The following is a 17,022-nucleotide window of genomic DNA, read 5'->3' as shown; positions in this document are numbered from 1 at the left end:
AACCTTTCAAAATAGAATTCCTATCTTCCGGCACATGCTTTCGTGCGGCATTGTCTGCTCTTCGCGTTGACTATTGCAAGAGCGCCCGCACATCCTGCCCGTTGATCCGGCATTCCACCGACGGAACGCCGCCTCCTTCTTCCAGCATGCGGCATTCGAGATATTTGCCGCGCAGGCGGTTCTCCAGCGCCTTGAAGGCGTTCAGGCCGCAGGCATAACGGCGGCCGTCAGGTCCGGCGCAGACCCGGTTGCGGTCGATGTCTTCCACGCCGGCGAGGTGGAACTCCTGTCCTTTGAAGGTAAAGCGGTTGTTGGACGCAACGCGCAGGCGCTGATCCGCGTATATTTTCAGGGGGTATGGATCAGGCGGGGTCGGAATACGCTCATAATTCTGATGGCGGGGATCGACCCGGACCGGAGAGGTCGTCCACAGCGTTTCCGTGTTTGCGGAGAGGCCAGTCGCTGGATATGCCGCCTCGCCATTCACGAGCGAGGCGATGCGGATGCCGGCTATACCAAGCCCCGTGACCAGCACGATCTGAAACAGCAAAATGAAAACCTGCCGAACCATGTCACCGCAACATCAAAACAATCGACAAGAAATAGATCGGCATTTTTTCAAAACAGGCCGAACACGATAAATATTACATCAATAAAATCTTGCGCGAGGTGATGTCTCGCACCGTGCCCATCGCCATGATTGGAATGCGGTCACCATCAAGGATAACCCTGCCCGTTGTCCGCAGCCAGCGAAAATCGCCGGATTTGAGTTCGATGCGGTATTGCTGATCATAGAACACGCCGTTCGTCAGCGAGTTGTGAACCGCCTTGGCCACGCGCGCGCGCGAGCCGCTTTCGATCTGATCTATGAAATCCTCCACGGGAATGCCGCGGGCGGCTTTCTCTTCGGAAAACTCGCGCAGGCGAGCCGCCACAGCATCCAGATAAACCAGATTCTGCCCCACGTTCCAGGTGTAATAACCCACAAGTGTTTCTTCGAGAGATATATCCTCTAACATCGGCCTTCTACATTATGGATGCTTTTGACGCGGGTCTAACATAAAGGACGATACGCGACTAACCACAAGCACTTATTCTTTTGTCTGATCGCTACGTAAAGTTTTACATGCGCGGCAACATCCGCGTTTCCCCGCCCGCTTGTTGGCGAACAGGCATTCCTGTGCCAAAGAAGGTCGATACCGACGCCATCTACCAGAGGAGCCGCCGTGACCATTGGGCTTGCCCACGCCGAACTCATCGCCGTCGTCACCGCCATCACCACGGACGAGCCGCGGGTAATGACCGTGCGGGCGGGCGCGGCACTTCCATCAGGGCCGTTTGAATTCGGACACAGAACGCTTCAGAGCGGGTTGCGAGAGTGGATACACGAACAGACGCATCATCCCGTCGGCTATCTCGAACAGCTCTACACTTTCGCCGACCGGGACCGCAACAATGACATTCTTGGCGGAAGAACCATATCGATCGGTTATCTCGGGCTGGTTCGCGAACAGGAGCCACCCGGCAATGGCCGCCCTCTCTGGCATGGCTGGTACGAGTATTTTCCCTGGGAAGACCATCGGCAAGGCCGGCCGGCGGTTCTGGACACCATCATCGAAAAGCTGCGCTGCTGGGCAGATTCCGACCCTGCCTGCAAAGACCAGCGCCATTTACGGGCCGACTTCACCTTCGGCCTCGATGGCGGCGGCTGGAACGAGGAACTGACCCTTCACCGCTACGAATTGCTCTATGAGGCCGGACTGGTCGAGGAAGCCCAGAGCGAGCCTCGGATCAATTTCGGCAGGCCGATGTTTGCCGATCACCGCCGCATTCTTGCCACCGGCATCGCGCGCCTCCGGGCCAAGATCAAATACCGGCCTGTGGTTTTCGAACTGATGGCCGATGCTTTCACCCTGCTGCAATTGCAGCGCGCGGTAGAGGCGCTCGCCGGGCTGACGCTGCACAAGCAGAACTTCCGCCGGCTGATAGAACAGCAGCAGCTGGTGGAAGAAACTGGCGACATGGCGACCGAAACCGGCGGACGCCCTGCGAAGCTCTTCCGATTCCGCCAGACCGTTGTGGATGAACGCGCCCTTTCCGGAACCAAACTGCCACTCTCACGCAATTGACATATGCTCACAATGAGAATATCTCTTTGCCATAGATATACTCAAATAGAGTATAAATGGGAGAGTGCCGTGAACGAACAGATATCTGCCGCAAGCCTTTACGACCGCGTCAGCCGCGTCATTCCCAAGGCGGAATGGATGGGTTTTCAGGATGATGTGGAGGCGATCCTCGATCTGAAGCGCAGGCGCAACGCCGTCATCCTCGCCCATAATTACCAGACGCCGGAAATCTTCCACGGCGTTGCCGATATCGTTGGCGACAGCCTCGCCCTTGCGCGCAAGGCAATGGAAGTTGAGGCGGATGTGATCGTTCTCGCCGGCGTGCATTTCATGGCCGAGACGGCAAAGCTGCTCAATCCGGGAAAAACCGTGCTCATTCCGGATATGGCCGCCGGCTGCTCGCTCGCCGATTCCATCACGCCCGAAGACATCGCACTTCTGCGCAAGGCCTATCCCGGCGTTCCGGTCGTCACCTACGTGAATACCTCGGCGGCGGTGAAGGCGGCTTCCGACATATGCTGCACCTCCGGCAATGCCCGCCAGGTGGTGGAATCGCTCGGCGTGCCGCGCGTGCTGATGCTGCCGGACGAATATCTGGCGAAGAATGTGGCACGGGAGACCAATGTCGAACTCATCGCATGGCGCGGCCATTGCGAGGTGCATGAGCTTTTCACCGCCGACGACATCAGGGAATTGCGCGAAAGCCATCCCGGCATCACCGTTCTCGCGCATCCGGAATGTCCGCCCGATGTCGTCGAGGCAGCAGATTTTTCCGGCTCAACCGCTGTCATGTCGGATTACGTCGGCCGGGAAAGACCGGCCCGCGTGGTGCTTTTGACGGAATGCTCGATGAGCGACAATGTTGCCGTGCATCATCCCGATGTCGAATTCATCCGCCCCTGCAACCTCTGCCCGCACATGAAACGCATCACGCTCGGCAATATCCGCACAGCGCTTGAGGAAAACCGCCACGAGGTGACAATCGATCCGGCTGTTGCGGTCGCCGCCCGCCGCGCGGTGGAAAGGATGCTGGCGGTATGAGTGACGCTCTGTCGCAATATGCGGGCAGGACGGTCATCGTCGGTAGCGGTATTGCCGGCCTGATGGCAGCATTGACGCTCGCACCGCAACCGGTCCTGCTTCTGACCCGCGGCGCGCTCGGTGGCGAAACGTCCAGCGCCTGGGCGCAGGGCGGCATTGCCGCAAGCCTTGGCGCTGACGACAGCACTGCACTGCATCTTGCCGATACGCTCGCCGCAGGCGACGGCCTCTGTGACGTGGATATGGCGGCAGATATCGTCTCCACCGCCCCCGCCGTCATCGATGCCCTGGAACGAGCCGGAGTTCGCTTCGATCGCGATGCACAAGGCAGGCTCGTTTTCGGGCTGGAAGCCGCCCATGGCCGCCGGCGCATCCTGCATGCCGAAGGTGACGGCTCGGGTGCGGCCATTGTGAGGGCTCTTGCAGCCGCCGTTCTCGACACGCCGTCCATCGCAGTTCTGGAAGGCGCGGAAGTGCGCCGGCTGCTGACAGCGGGCGAGGCCATAACCGGTCTCATATGCGCCGGGCAAAAGGGCAGCTTTGTTCTGCCGGCCACAAACGTCATTCTTGCAACCGGTGGCCTCGGCGGGCTGTACGAGGCCACCACCAATCCCTCCGGCAATTTCGGACAGGGGATCATGCTCGCCGCGCGCGCCGGCGCCATCCTCACTGATATGGAATTCGTCCAGTTCCACCCGACGGCGCTTTCCTCCACCCGGCGGCCGCTGGCTCTGGTCAGCGAGGCGGTGCGGGGCGAAGGTGCCGTTCTTCTCAATGAAAACGGCGAACGTTTCATGGCGACCGTTCCGGGTGCAGAACTCGCCTCCCGCGATATTGTCGCCCGCGCCATCGACCGGGAAATCCTACGCGGCGGCAAAGTCTTTCTCGATGCCCGCCAGGCGATCGGCAGCGGTTTTTCGGCGCGTTTCCCGTCAATCGACCTGCTATGCCGCGAGGCTGGTATAGACCCCGCCCGCGAACTCGTGCCCGTCCGTCCCGCCGTGCATTACCACATGGGCGGCGTCGCCACGGATGGTAATGGCCGTAGTTCCGTGCCGGGCCTATGGGTTGCGGGCGAAACCGCCTGCACCGGTCTTCACGGGGCCAATCGGCTGGCCAGCAACTCCCTGCTGGAGGCGGCTGCCATGGGCATGCGTGCGGCAAAAGATATTGCCGCCCGACCGGCATCAAAACGGGTGACAGCTGTCACGCCATTCGCAACGCCTGTTCTTTCGGCAGCAGACCCGTCTATCGTCCGGCCCATCGTCTCCCGCCATCTCGGCATCGCCAGACATGAAGCGGGGTTGATCAGCGCGATCAGCGAACTTCTCCCACTGGCCGAACAGAACGGCCCGGCATCCGATCCCGCTATCGTCGGGCTCGCAATCGCCGTCTTCGCAGCCTTGCGAAGAGAATCGCGCGGGGCCCATTTCCGTAACGATTTCCCGGAAAAGGACGCGACCGCCACAAGGCGCAGGCTTTGCCTGTCCGATGTCATCGCCATTGCCCATGACCTCTCATCGTCCAATCTTTTTTCTTCCAGCATTGCGCGGAGCGCCTGACATGACCCTCACCCCTCTGCCACGCATTATCGTGGAGCCGCTTGTCCGCAACGCCCTTCTGGAAGACCTGGGTCTGGCGGGCGACATCACGTCCGCCGCCGTCATCCCCGCCGCTCATCGCTCAGTCGTCGTCATGGCGGCGCGTGAACCGGGTGTCATCGCAGGTCTTGATGCCGCAGAACTGGCTTTCCAGTTGGTGGACCCGACAATCGTGATGAGGCGGCAGGTGCAGGATGGCGCGGCGGTCGCTCCCGGCGATATCATCGCGACAATCGAGGGTCCCTCGCGCGGTCTTTTGACGGCGGAGCGCACCGCCCTTAATTTTCTCGGCCATCTCTCAGGCATCGCTTCCGTCACCGCCACAATCGCTGTAGCCATCTCCGGCACCAAAGCCTCGGTTGCCTGCACCCGCAAAACGACACCCGGCCTCAGGGCGCTGGAAAAATATGCCGTGCGCGCCGGCGGCGGCATGAACCACCGTTTTGCCCTTTATGATGCTGTTCTCATCAAGGACAACCACATCGCCGTGGCCGGCGGCGTGCGTGACGCTATCCGCAGCGCCAAGGCGGGTGTCGGACATCTGGTCAAGATCGAGGTGGAGGTCGATACGCTCTCGCAATTACGCGAGGCGATGGAGGAAGGGGTCGATGCGGTTCTCCTCGACAACATGACGCCCGAACAGCTGCGCGAGGCGGTGCAGATCGTCGCCGGACGCGCCATCACCGAGGCCTCCGGACGCATCACCCCTCAAACCGCAGCAGCCATTGCAGCAACCGGCATCGATCTCATCTCCGTCGGCTGGCTGACCCACAGCGCGCCGGTTCTGGATATCGGGCTGGACTTTCAAAGCCAAAGCTGACGAAAGCAATGAGACCGGAACAAAATCCTCGATTGGCCGTTAATCCCCTGCCTGGGGTCAAAGAGGCGGGGGGATCAGTGCGCGCAAAAGCCTGTCCATATGCCTGCGGACCTCTCTCACAAAGGAAAGGCCTGTTATGGAAGACGCACAAATCGGCTGGATTGCAGCAATCATCATCGGCGGCGTAGCCGGTTGGCTTGCCGAACAGTTCATGAAAAGCAACATGGGTCTTTTCATGAACATAATTCTCGGCATCGTTGGCGCCATCGTCGCCAATTTCCTGCTTGGGCTTGTGGGCATTTCGCTCGGAGGCTGGATTGGATACCTCATCGCCGGTTTCATCGGCGCATGCATTCTCATTGCCATCGGGCGCGCATTTCGCCGATAGAGGGAGGACACAATGAGCTTTTTCGACAAGATCAAGAACGCGATTTTTGGCAAGGCCGAGGCTGCACCGCAGACTTCGGCTCCGGCTGGCGCGCCCACGACAGGCGCAAGCCCGGCCGCTCCGGCTCAGCCAGCAGCACCCGCACCGACAGCCGCTGCTCCGGCATCCACCGGCAGCGTCGATGTCGCCTCCATTCTGGATGCGGCGGTCAAGCAGAACGGGCAGAAACTCGACTGGAAACATTCGATCGTCGATCTTCTGAAAGCGCTCGATCTGGACAGCAGCCTAACCGCTCGCAAGGAACTGGCAAGCGAACTCGGCTATACCGGTGATACCTCGGACTCAGCCACAATGAACATCTGGCTGCACAAGGCTGTCATCAAGAAGCTGTCTGAAAACGGCGGCAAGGTTCCGGCAGAACTTCTGCATTGAACCAGTGACCGGGAGAACCGCGATGGACGACTATTCAAACTTGCGAGAGCAGATCGGCCAGGACCTCGACACCCTGCACAGGACCGAGAATCCGAAATCGATTTTCGAGATTGCCGACGACTATCTTCTGGGAAACCCAAATCTCAAGAGAGCGCTGGTCGAAGACATCATCAAGGAAGAAGCGGACAAGCGCGGCATCGCGATCCACTGAAACCGCGCGTGTCAACTGCGGCGATTTCTACAAGAGGGGCGGCATCCAGATCGGACGCCGCCCTTTTTTGCCCCGTGCCCGAAGCGTTATTTATCCGGCTTGGCCTCGGCCTTTCTGGCGTTTTCTTCCATCAGCTCATACCACATGGCGTTCATGACGGCGAAAATGGCGGCGAGAGGCAGGCCGAGCAGCCAGGCGAAATACCACATGTTCGATCTCCTTGTGTTTGTTCGATATTAATAAGCGTGGCCGCTGTCTTCGCGGATCGCCTTTTCATCCACCTTGCCCCACAGCACGCGATAGACCCATGAGGTGTAAGCGACGATGATGGGGATGAAGATGAGGGCGACGACCAGCATGATGAACAGCGTCATATGGCTCGACGATGCGTCCCAGACCGTCAGGCTCGATTTCGGATCGATCGAAGAGGGCAGGATGAAGGGAAACATCGTCAGACCGACCGTCGAGATGATGCCGAATATGGCAAGCGAACTGGAAAGCAGCGCCAGCACCTCACGCCCGCCCCTTAACAACAGGAAGGCGACGAGCGGGAAGGCAAGACCGAGCGCTGGTGCCAGCATCATCCACGGATGGTCCGCGTAATTCGCAAACCAGACGCCGCTTGCGACCTCGACCGTCTTTGACAACGGATTGGACGGACCGTCGGTCACGACTTCCGAGGTGAAGCGATACCCGTCGATACCGAGCCACAACAATACGCCACCAAGCGCAAAGAGAACTGTGGTGGCAAGTGCTGCAATGCTGCCGAAACTACGGGCACGCGCAGCAACCGGCCCTTCGGTCTTCAGCACCAGCCAGGCCGCACCATGCATCACCAGCATGCAAACGGAAACAAGGCCGCAAAGGATTGCGTAAGGGTTGAGAAGCTCGAACAACGTCGTGCCGTCGTAAAAAATCCTGAGGTCATCGTTGAAGCGGAAGGGTACACCCTGCAGCACATTGCCGATCGCCACACCGAAGATCAGGGCGGGAACAAAGCCACCGACAAACAGTGCCCAATCCCAGGTACTGCGCCATGTCGTGCTCTCGCGCTTGGAGCGGTATTTGAACCCCACCGGCCGCAGGATCAGCGCAAACAGGGTGGCGAACATCGCCAGGTAAAAACCAGAAAACGACACCGCATAAAGCGGCGGCCACGCGGCGAAGATGGCGCCGCCGCCAAGGATGAGCCAGACCTGATTGCCTTCCCATACCGGGCCAATGGAATTGATGACGACACGCCGCTCGAGATCCGTTTTCGCGACGAAAGGCAGCAGCGCGCCCGTGCCAAGATCGAAACCGCCGGTCACGGCAAAACCGATCAGCACCACGCCAAGCAGCAGCCACCAGATGACGCGGAGGACTTCGTAGTCGATGAGTTGATGCAATATCATGATCGTTTACTCCGCAGCGACGAGTTTTTCAGGAACGAGCGGCGCTTCCGGCTCGTGATCCGGATCCGGCCCCTTGCGGATCGCCTTCAGCATCAGCCCCATTTCGACGATGAACAGCACCGTATAGATGGCGATGAAGCAGAGAAGCGTAATCAGAACCGTTGAGGCGCTGAGGCTGGAAACGGCAGCAGCCGTCGGCAGCACGCCCTCGATGATCCATGGCTGGCGGCCGAATTCCGCGACCACCCAGCCCATTTCCGCAGCAATCCACGGCAGCGGAATGGCGAAGACGGCCACCTTCAGCAAGAACGGATAGTGATCCAGCCGGCGCCGTGCCGAGAGATAAAAGAAGGTCGCCGTCAACAGGATGAAGAACATGCCGAGACCGACCATGATGCGGAACGCCCAGAACAGCGTCGGCACATGCGGGATGGTATCGGCGGCGGCCTTGGCAATCTGCTCCTCCGTCGCCTGACGCGGATCGTCGACATAACGTTTCAGCAACAGCGCGTAACCAAGCTCGTGGCCGAGTTCCGCAAAGGTGCCACGCACCTCTTCGGGCAGTTCCGCGCCCTTGCCGGTGGCACGTATCTGCATCAGCGCATCATAGGCCTTGATGCCATCGCGGATGCGGGTCTTTGCGAGTTCCACCAGATCGTTGATGCCGGGGATTTCAGTGTCCAGCGAGCGCGTGCCGATAAGGCCCATCACCCACGGAATTTTCACGGCGAAATGCGTCTCGCGGGCTTCCTGATCAGGAAAACCGATGGCGGTGAAGGGGGCGGGTGCCGGTTCCGTTTCCCACATGGCTTCGATCGAGGCGAGCTTCATCTTCTGGTGTTCGGTCGAAAGATAACCGCTTTCATCTCCCAGCACGACGACCGACAGTGCAGCAGCCAGGCCGAAAGAAGCGGCAACCGTCATCGACCGCTTGGCGAGATCGACATGGCGGCCTTTCAGAACGTACCAGGCGGAAACGCCGAGCACGAAGATGGAGGCAGTGACATAACCCGCAGAAACCGTGTGCACGAACTTCGCCTGGGCGACCGGGTTCATCAGCACCGCGAAGAAATCCGTCACCTCCATGCGCATGGTCTGGGGGTTGAAGGCCGATCCCGTCGGGTTCTGCATCCAGCCATTGGCGATCAATATCCACAACGCCGAGAAGTTCGAGCCGATCGCCACGCACCATGTTGCGATGAGATGGCCGAGCTTAGACAGCTTGTCCCAGCCGAAAAAGAACAGACCGACAAAGGTGGCCTCCAGAAAGAAAGCCATCATCCCTTCGATCGCCAGCGGCGCACCGAAGATATCGCCGACATAGTGGCTGTAATAACTCCAGTTCATGCCGAACTGGAATTCCATGACGATGCCGGTGGAAACACCAAGCACGAAGTTGATGCCGAACAACGTACCCCAGAATTTCGTCATCTGCCGCCAAATGGTGCGGCCGGTCATGACATAGACCGTTTCCATGATGGCGATCACCACGGACAGTCCGATCGTCAGGGGAACGAATAGAAAGTGATATAAAGCGGTAACAGCGAATTGCAGGCGCGATAGCGCCACGATGTCGAGTTCCATGTTTTTACCCCACCTTTCAGGAAAGGCCGGCCTTCTGTTACGAAACGGCGCCGGCCCTGAAAAAATCACTCAGTCCGGACGCAATGTTTGCAGCATTACGTCGTATTCCGGGGTGCCGCTTTGACATTGATCAAGTTGACGCCCCTCTCTCAGCACGATGATGCGATCGGCAAATTCCGCCTCACGGCGGTTATGGGTTATCATCACGACAGTCTTGCCTTCCGCCCTGGCAAACAGCCGGCCGAGCACGTCACGGGCGGTTTCGCCGTCCAGCCCTTCCGTCACTTCGTCGAGAAGCCAGAGTGGTTTGTCGCGTAGAAGGAAACGGGCAAGAGCGAGCCGTCTTGACTGACCGCCGGAGAGACCCTGCCCCGCCTCGCCAAGTCTCGTATCCAGCCCGGCGGCCAAGGTTTTGACATGCTCGCCAAGGCCTGCCGATTGCAGGGCATCCCACAGTTCACGCTCCGTCGCGGCAGGTTTTGCCAGCCTCAGATTATCAGCGATGCTGTCTCGGAAAAGCTGACTTCTCTGCGTCATGAGCGAGCAAGGCAACACGCTGACCCTGCCCGCCGCCGGTTGCACTTCACCAGCCAGAAGCTGGATGAGGCTGGTCTTGCCTGCACCGCTCGGCCCGATAATCGCAATCGTCTCTCCGGCGGCGATTGCAAGGTTGATATTCGTCAGGACAGGATTTTCGTTCCCATCCCGCTCCAGCCGCACACCATCAAGCTCAGCCGCCATGCCCCTGGGAGGCAGGCGCGGACAGTTGGCGGCTGCCTCGGCGGAAAGACGCGGCGCAATGCGTCTTGCCGAAAAAAGCGTGCGCCCTAGTTCCATTGCACCACGGCGCAGCGCCGTGAAGGGCTCCAGCGCGGCGAAACAGACGAGCAGGCCGAGGGCGGCAGTCGGCGCGGTCACAACGCCCTGCTCCGCAAGCCAGGCCATGCCGAGGAGAGCCGCACTCAAAAGAACCGCCGCTGAGATGCCGAAGGAAAAGCCGGCATTGGTTTCGATCCGGTTCAAGCGGTCGTCGCAGGCGAGCAGATAATTGTCGGCCCGTTCAATCGCCGCAACCTGCGCGGAAAGGCGGGCAGTCGTGAGCAATTCCACCTGCCCGTTGACCAAGTCCGCCGTGCGGGCACGAAGCGCTTCAAGCCCGATTGCCCGGCGACGCGCAAATTTTTCCGCCGTCAATGCCGAGCGCACTGAAATGCCAAGACCCGCCGCAATGAGGAAGGGGGCCGCCAGAACGCCCGCAAGCGGATTGAGGAAGGCAAGCCCGATGCCTGTTGCGATTGCGGCGAGGATTGCGACGGCGGCGGGTACCAGCACGCGCAGATAAAGCGAATCCAGCGCGTCGATATCCGCAGTCAGCCGGTTCAGCAGGCGGGCGGGCCTCGCCTCCAGATGTTTCGCCGCCTGCGGTGCGGCAAAGCCACGAAACAGCTTTTCGCGAAGCGCTGCAAGCACGGACAGCGTCGCCTCATGGGTGGTCATGCGTTCGCCATAACGGGCAGCGGTGCGTGACAACGCCAGCAGACGGATGGCCGCCGACGGCGCAAAGACGTCGAAAGCATAGGCCGTCGCCGGGACCAGACCGGCAATCGCGGTCGCAGTAATGAACCAGCCGGAAACGCCGAGAAGGCCTATACCCGCCAGCACCGTGGTTGCTGCCAGAACCGCGCCAACGAGCAGCATGCCGCGACGCGCCGACCAGAACAGCGAAATGACAGGTTTCAATATGGCAAAACGCGTGATCATGACTGCCCCCTCGAATGGATCGTCGTCATATCCACGACCCTGTCCATACGCGCGGCGAGCACAGGATCATGGGTTGCGACGATCAATGTCCTGCCCTTTGCGAGTTGCAGCAGGTTTTCGGTAACGAGCGCAGCCGTCTCCCGGTCGAGATGCGCTGTCGGCTCATCGACCAGAACAAGCTGCGTCGCAGGATCGGCGAAAGCACGCGCAATGGCGAGGCGTACCGCCTCCCCGCCCGAAATACCGTAGCCGCCGTCTCCTATGGGCAGATGCCGGCGTGCTTTCGACAATGTATACAGCCCAGTGCAGCGCAGCGTCTCCTCGACCATGCCTTCGCTGACATCGGCACGGCCAAAGCGAATATTCGCCTTCAGGGAACCGGCAAAAAAGAACGGTTTCTGGCTGACCCAGCCGATTGTCTTGCGTAGTCCATCGGCAGTCGCATCACCAAGCGTTACGCCCCCGATCCCTATTGTACCGCTGTCAGCCTCGGCCAAACCGGCAATCAAGGAGAGTACAGTGGATTTACCACAACCGGAAGGCCCAAGAATCGCAACTGTCTCGCCTGACTGGACCGTCAGGTTTAGATTCCGAATGACAGGCGGAGCATTCGGATAGGCGAAGGAGATATTGACCAACTCCACCAGACCGGGCGTCGGAAAAGGGGCCATTGCGACCTCCTTGCCCTCACCCACGATGGCTTTGCCAGCCCGCGTCAATGTGTCGAGCGCGCCCAGCGCCGCCTCGCCGGCTGCGCGGTCGTGCCAGACGGCGGACAACTCCCGCAGCGGTTCGAAAAAGGCAGGCGCCAGAAGCAGGATGAACAGCCCCTCGGCAAGTGTCAGCTTCTCGCCCCACGCGCCGAAATCGAGAAAACCGAGCAGATGGAAACCGATATAAACGGCGGTCATGGCAACGCCGAGGGCAGCGAAAAGCTCCAGCACCGCCGAGGACAGAAAGGCGATCCGCAGGACAGCCATCGTCCGCTTCTTGAGGTGCTCCGCGTCCGTGCGCAGGCGTCCAGCGGTCAGATCAACGGCTTCCAGTGCGCGGATCGTTTCCAGGCCACGCAGGCGATCGAGCAGGAAAGCATTCATGTTACCGGTCTCGGCCAGCTGCTTTTCACTGGCAGCCTTCGCCTGCCAGCCGATCAACGCCATGAAAAGCGGAATAGTGGGCATTGAAAGCAGCAGAACAAGCGCCGCAATCCAGGTAAATGGCAGGATTGCCAGCACGAAAACCAAGGGGACAATGGTAGCTTTCATCCGCGCCGGCTGGAACCTGGAAAGATAAGGTACCAGCGCTTCGGCTGCCTCGGCGATAACGCTTGCCGCCTCGCCGGAGGCCGTGCGCGCCAGATCGAGCGGCGACACCTTCGCGGCGGCATGCAGCGCTTGCAGCCGCCGCCCCGAAAGTGCGGCACGCGCGGCGCGAAACGACAGTCTCGCGGCAACTTTTTCCAGCCATGCCTTGATGAGACCGAGAATGAGAACAGAAACAGCCGCCGGAAGGATTGCCGTCATCGGCGCATCGTCGGCAATTTTTCCGACCGAAAATGCAAGCAAACCCGCCTGGGGCAACCAGAGCAGAGCCGGCAGGACGTGCAGCAGGGCGACCGATCTTCCTACCGCGGGTGCCTTCGCCATTTCCGCCGTGCCGGCGCCCTTATCATTGGCGGATTTACCGAAGAAGCGCCGCCGTGCCTTATCGGGAGAGACCGTCGCTGGAACTGGACAGTCTGCATCATCGCCATTGGCGGATTGCCGGATTTCTGCTGACATGCTCACGGACGATCTCCTCACCTGTCCTTCTTGGCACGGGGTCTGGCAAGAGAGACGATCTTGTCCTTGGCCTCCAGAAGCTTCGTGACCTTCGAGCCGAGTGCCAGAAGCGAAGCCAACCGCTCCGTCTCCAGCTTCTTCACATCGTCATACCAGCCGGTGAGCTGCTCGATCAGCGTTTTCATCTCATCGATGCGCTTCTGCGCATGCCGCTCCTCTTCGTTTTCCGGTTTCTCCATCAGGATTTCACGAAGCACGCTGAGTGTCGGGTCGATCTCGCGCTTCTTGCGCTCCTCGGCAAGGGTGCGCAGAATTTGCCACACATCCTCCGGCGTCGTGAAAAAATCGCGCCGGTCGCCGGGGAAATGCTTGAGAATTGCAAGGTTCCACGCCTGAAGCTCCTTCAGGCTCATCGACACATTGGAACGGGAAATGCCGAGCGCTTCCACAATGTCGTCCGCGCAGAGCGGCTTCGGCGAGATGTAAAGCAAGGCATAGACCTGGCCGACCGTGCGGTTGATGCCCCAGCGGCTGCCCATCTCGCCGAAATGCAGCACGAAGGACTGAACGAGCGGAGAAAGATTGGTGGGCATTTCTTTGCTTCCTGTATTTTCAGTAATTTCTGAAATTTCGATAAAGCAAAAAATGGCAATCGGCAAATCACCTTTTTGACCTGCGTCAAAATGTGCAAATCAGAAGAGGCAGCGTCTGCCGAGGATCAGGGCTGCGCCCTCTGGCACACTTTCACAGCCCGCGACGCACGAAATGATATCGATAACATCAAAGACGTCGTGTTGTAGATGGAAGCGCGCGCATGAAAAATCGGCGGCGGATTAATCCACCGCCGATCAAGACGTCGACAAACCGGCGTGCGCAACAGGCGCTTACGAAAAAGCGATCTGCACCTTCATGGCACGGCTGCGGTCGGAGGCGAATTCGAAGGCCGAGATGGCGTCATCGAGGTCCACCGTCTGGGTGATGAACGGCTTGACGTCGATCAGGCCCTTGCGCATCAGTTCGACGCCCGTCGCGAATTCCTCGTGGAACCGGAAAGAGCCGCGCAGATCGAGTTCCTTGGCGGTAATCGCCATCATCGGCAGGCTCATATCGCCACCAAGGCCGAGCTGGACGATGATGCCGCGCGGACGCAACGCCGTAATCCCGCCCGCCAGTGCAACGGCGGCACCCGAGCATTCATAGAGAACGTCGAAGGTTCCCTTGTTCGCGCCATAAGCCGCCAGTGCATCAGGCTCATCCTTGCTGTTTATGACGCGGTCCGCGCCCGCTTCCCGCGCCTTGGCAAGCGTGAAGTCCGAAAGATCGGTCGCGACGATTTCAGCGGCACCGGCACGGCGGGCAGACAGGATGGAGAGAATGCCGATGGGGCCGCAGCCGGTGACGAGCACGCGTTTTCCGAGCAAATCGCCGGCGCGGCGGGTGGCATGCAGCGTTACCGCCAGCGGTTCCGCCATAGCCGCCTCACCGGCACTCAAGCCGTCGGCCGGAACGCATTGCAGGGCATCCGCGATGAGAACCTCGCGGAAAGCGCCCTGAATATGCGGAAACGGCATGGCGCTGCCATAAAAGCGCATGTTGAGGCACTGATTGTGCAGGCCTTCCTGGCAAAAGCGGCAGGTCCTGCACGGACGGGACGGCGAAACCGCGACCAGACCGCCAACCTTCAGCCCCTCGACGCCCTCACCCAGCTCCTCAACAATGGCGGAGACCTCATGTCCCAGCACCATTGGTTCGCGAAGCCGTACCGCGCCGAAACCGCCGTGATTGTAATAGTGAAGATCGCTGCCGCAAATTCCGCCCCGAGCCAGACGAAGACGCACTTCTCCTGCCCCGGGCGCCTCCTCCGGCCGCTCCTCGATGCGCACATCCTTTGCCCCGTGGGCGACAATCGCTCTCATAAATATCTCCCGTTCGATATCGCGCCTTAAACGGCGCAACAAAATAATCCCTATCCCAATCATTGCCGCCGGCCGCGGCTCCGCCGCCTTGCAGCCTCCCCGCACGCATGTTCCGTACCGGAAACAGGTGTTTAAGCCTTGACATCCACGTCTGAAAGGGATGAATGTTATCGATAACATAAACCGGCATGAAAGCAATGTCGAGAGACTGGAGGAAACAGTGGGCCTTAATTTGTTCGATCTTTCCGGCCGCCGCGCCCTGATCACCGGTTCGTCGCAGGGCATTGGCTTTGCACTGGCGCAGGGCCTGGTGGAGGCGGGCGCCGAAGTGGTGCTGAACGGCCGCGACGAAGCGAAGCTGAAAGCAGCTGCCGCAGGCATCAAGGGTGCCAAGACGCTCGCGTTCGATGCCACCGATCATGACGCGGTGCGCAAGGCCATCGACGGTTTCGAGGCGGAAGTCGGCCCCATCGATATTCTGGTCAACAATGCCGGCATGCAGCACCGCACACCGCTGGAGGATTTTCCGGCGGACGCCTTCGAGCGACTGTTACAGACCAACATCGCCTCGGTGTTCCACGCAGGGCAAGCCGTCGCGCGTCATATGATCAGCCGTGGACGTGGCAAGATCATCAACATCGCCAGCGTCCAGACCGCTCTTGCCCGCCCCGGTATCGCGCCGTACACCGCCACCAAGGGTGCCGTCGGCAATCTGACGAAGGGCATGGCGACGGACTGGGCCAAATACGGCCTGCAGTGCAACGCCATTGCGCCGGGCTATTTCGACACGCCGCTCAACGCGGCTCTGGTGGCCGACGAGACATTTTCGGCATGGCTTGAAAAACGCACACCCGCCGGCCGCTGGGGCAAGGTCGAAGAGCTTGTCGGCGCCTGCATTTTCCTGTCGTCCGATGCCTCGTCTTTCGTGAACGGACATATTCTTTACGTCGACGGCGGCATTACCGCCTCGCTTTGAAGAAGCCGTAACCACGACGCTTTGGGAGGAGACCGTGAGCACCATGACCGAGAAGAACAAGATCGCCCTCATCGGCGCTGGCGCGATGGGCGGCGCGATCGGTACGCGGCTGATCGAGACCGGCAATCACCTGACGGTTTTCGATCTGGACGCGGAAAAGGTGGCGGCTTTGACCAGCCTTGGCGCACACAGCTCCGAGACGGCGGCGCAAGCGGCTTCGGTCTCCGATGTCGTGATCCTCAGCCTCAATTCGCCAAAAATCGTCCGCGCCGCCGTTTTCGGCAAAGATGGCGTGGCGGCGGGGGCCAGGCCCGGCACGCTGATCATCGACATGTCCTCCATCGATCCGGAAGCGACAAAAGAACTGGCGGCGGATGCGGCTGAAAAAGGGCTGCGCTGGGTGGACAGCCCGCTTTCCGGCGGCGCGCCGAAGGCACTCGTCGGGCAACTGACCCTGATGGCCGGCGGCACCGAAAAGGATGTAGCCGAGGCCCATCGCGTGCTGCGGCACGTGGCCAGCAACTACACCCATATGGGTCCAAGCGGCGCCGGCCAGACGACGAAGCTCATCAATCAGGTTCTTTGCGGGCTGAACTTCCTTGCCGTAGCGGAAGCAACGCAGCTTGCGCTGGATGCCGGCGTCGATGCCGCCAAAATTCCGCAGGCGCTGAAAGGCGGCCGCGCTGACAGCGCAATCCTTCAGGAATATATGCCACGTTACGTGGCGAAGGATTACCGCCGCACTGGCCGCATCGACAATATGGTCAAGGACCTGAACGGCGCGCAGGATCTGGCCCGACGCACCAACACGGCCATGCCGCTGACGGCGGTTTGCGCGGAAGTGCACCGCATGCTGACAGCGGCAGGACTGGGCGGCGAGGATCAGGCCGCACTAATGGAATTTTTCACCGGCGCGAAACGCACCTTCACGGAATGATTCGCGCCATGGCCAGGGCAATAACACCTTAGTGGCCGAGCTGACGCGAGG

General features: G+C 60.2%; 18 protein-coding genes. 9 read left to right on the top strand and 9 right to left on the bottom strand.

Features of this window, described 5'->3' with window-relative positions; translation table 11 throughout:
• Nucleotides 1-70 precede the first annotated feature (70 nt).
• Together CRP02_RS08930 and CRP02_RS08925 are read right to left on the bottom strand one after the other, a co-directional pair.
• Complete coding sequence (locus CRP02_RS08930) at nt 71-571, bottom strand: hypothetical protein (protein ID WP_097170852.1); 501 nt, start codon at nt 569-571, stop codon at nt 71-73.
• Between the two features lie 73 nt (nt 572-644).
• Nucleotides 645-1,019 (bottom strand): PAS domain-containing protein, encoded by a 375-nt coding sequence (locus CRP02_RS08925; protein ID WP_097099704.1) that lies wholly within the window; start codon nt 1,017-1,019, stop codon nt 645-647.
• Nucleotides 1,020-1,226: 207 nt separating this feature from the next.
• Here CRP02_RS08925 and CRP02_RS08920 point away from each other — a divergent pair, with 207 nt between their 5' ends.
• From CRP02_RS08920 to CRP02_RS08890, 7 genes are all read left to right on the top strand, one after another.
• A complete protein-coding gene (locus CRP02_RS08920) occupies nt 1,227-2,129 on the top strand; it encodes an NUDIX hydrolase (RefSeq protein ID WP_097170851.1) in 903 nt (300 codons plus the stop codon).
• 69 nt (nt 2,130-2,198) lie between these two features.
• Nucleotides 2,199-3,170 (top strand): quinolinate synthase NadA, encoded by a 972-nt coding sequence (gene nadA, locus CRP02_RS08915; RefSeq protein ID WP_013762087.1) that lies wholly within the window; start codon nt 2,199-2,201, stop codon nt 3,168-3,170.
• Nucleotides 3,167-4,732: an L-aspartate oxidase gene (locus CRP02_RS08910; protein WP_097170849.1), complete on the top strand. Its 1,566-nt coding sequence runs from the start codon at nt 3,167-3,169 to the stop codon at nt 4,730-4,732. The genes nadA and CRP02_RS08910 overlap by 4 nt, the downstream gene beginning before the upstream one ends.
• A gap of 1 nt (nt 4,733) precedes the next feature.
• A complete protein-coding gene (gene nadC / locus CRP02_RS08905) occupies nt 4,734-5,591 on the top strand; it encodes a carboxylating nicotinate-nucleotide diphosphorylase (RefSeq protein WP_097170848.1) in 858 nt (285 codons plus the stop codon).
• 136 nt (nt 5,592-5,727) lie between these two features.
• Nucleotides 5,728-5,979, top strand: coding sequence for a GlsB/YeaQ/YmgE family stress response membrane protein (locus CRP02_RS08900; RefSeq protein WP_004431872.1), 252 nt, complete (start codon nt 5,728-5,730; stop codon nt 5,977-5,979).
• Between the two features lie 12 nt (nt 5,980-5,991).
• Nucleotides 5,992-6,411 carry a DUF3597 domain-containing protein gene (locus CRP02_RS08895; protein ID WP_004431862.1) on the top strand — a complete coding sequence of 140 codons (420 nt, stop codon included), beginning with the start codon at nt 5,992-5,994 and terminating at the stop codon, nt 6,409-6,411.
• A 22-nt stretch (nt 6,412-6,433) separates the two neighbouring features.
• Nucleotides 6,434-6,622: a hypothetical protein gene (locus CRP02_RS08890; protein ID WP_004431853.1), complete on the top strand. Its 189-nt coding sequence runs from the start codon at nt 6,434-6,436 to the stop codon at nt 6,620-6,622.
• Between the two features lie 86 nt (nt 6,623-6,708).
• On the opposite strand, the gene cydX is transcribed toward CRP02_RS08890, so the two are convergent.
• The 7 genes from cydX to CRP02_RS08855 all read right to left on the bottom strand — a co-directional run bounded on the left by cydX (nt 6,709) and on the right by CRP02_RS08855 (nt 15,058).
• The gene (cydX, locus tag CRP02_RS08885) at nt 6,709-6,831 is read right to left on the bottom strand and encodes a cytochrome bd-I oxidase subunit CydX (protein ID WP_097099710.1); all 123 of its coding nucleotides are present in this window, start codon (nt 6,829-6,831) and stop codon (nt 6,709-6,711) included.
• A gap of 27 nt (nt 6,832-6,858) precedes the next feature.
• Entirely contained in the window at nt 6,859-8,016 is a 1,158-nt protein-coding gene (gene cydB / locus CRP02_RS08880; protein ID WP_097170847.1) for a cytochrome d ubiquinol oxidase subunit II, read from the bottom strand.
• A gap of 6 nt (nt 8,017-8,022) precedes the next feature.
• Complete coding sequence (locus CRP02_RS08875; RefSeq protein ID WP_013762083.1) at nt 8,023-9,600, bottom strand: cytochrome ubiquinol oxidase subunit I; 1,578 nt, start codon at nt 9,598-9,600, stop codon at nt 8,023-8,025.
• A gap of 69 nt (nt 9,601-9,669) precedes the next feature.
• Nucleotides 9,670-11,361, bottom strand: a complete 1,692-nt coding sequence (gene cydC / locus CRP02_RS08870) for a thiol reductant ABC exporter subunit CydC (RefSeq protein ID WP_097170846.1) — start codon at nt 11,359-11,361, stop codon at nt 9,670-9,672.
• Entirely contained in the window at nt 11,358-13,142 is a 1,785-nt protein-coding gene (cydD, locus tag CRP02_RS08865) for a thiol reductant ABC exporter subunit CydD (RefSeq protein ID WP_097170845.1), read from the bottom strand. Before cydD ends, cydC begins: the two co-directional genes overlap by 4 nt.
• Before the next feature lie 17 nt (nt 13,143-13,159).
• The gene (locus CRP02_RS08860; protein WP_097100414.1) at nt 13,160-13,735 is read right to left on the bottom strand and encodes a GbsR/MarR family transcriptional regulator; all 576 of its coding nucleotides are present in this window, start codon (nt 13,733-13,735) and stop codon (nt 13,160-13,162) included.
• A gap of 291 nt (nt 13,736-14,026) precedes the next feature.
• Entirely contained in the window at nt 14,027-15,058 is a 1,032-nt protein-coding gene (locus tag CRP02_RS08855; RefSeq protein WP_004431840.1) for an L-idonate 5-dehydrogenase, read from the bottom strand.
• Between the two features lie 220 nt (nt 15,059-15,278).
• Here CRP02_RS08855 and CRP02_RS08850 point away from each other — a divergent pair, with 220 nt between their 5' ends.
• Nucleotides 15,279-16,034: an SDR family oxidoreductase gene (locus CRP02_RS08850; RefSeq protein ID WP_025595224.1), complete on the top strand. Its 756-nt coding sequence runs from the start codon at nt 15,279-15,281 to the stop codon at nt 16,032-16,034.
• 43 nt (nt 16,035-16,077) lie between these two features.
• Nucleotides 16,078-16,971 (top strand): NAD(P)-dependent oxidoreductase, encoded by an 894-nt coding sequence (locus CRP02_RS08845; RefSeq protein ID WP_097170844.1) that lies wholly within the window; start codon nt 16,078-16,080, stop codon nt 16,969-16,971.
• Nucleotides 16,972-17,022: the final 51 nt, after the last annotated feature.

It is taken from the genome of Rhizobium sp. AN5, from assembly GCF_900215255.1.
In the GTDB taxonomy this organism is placed as follows: Bacteria; Pseudomonadota; Alphaproteobacteria; order Rhizobiales; family Rhizobiaceae; genus Agrobacterium; species Agrobacterium tumefaciens.
This window is presented reverse-complemented; position numbering and strand designations above follow the sequence as displayed.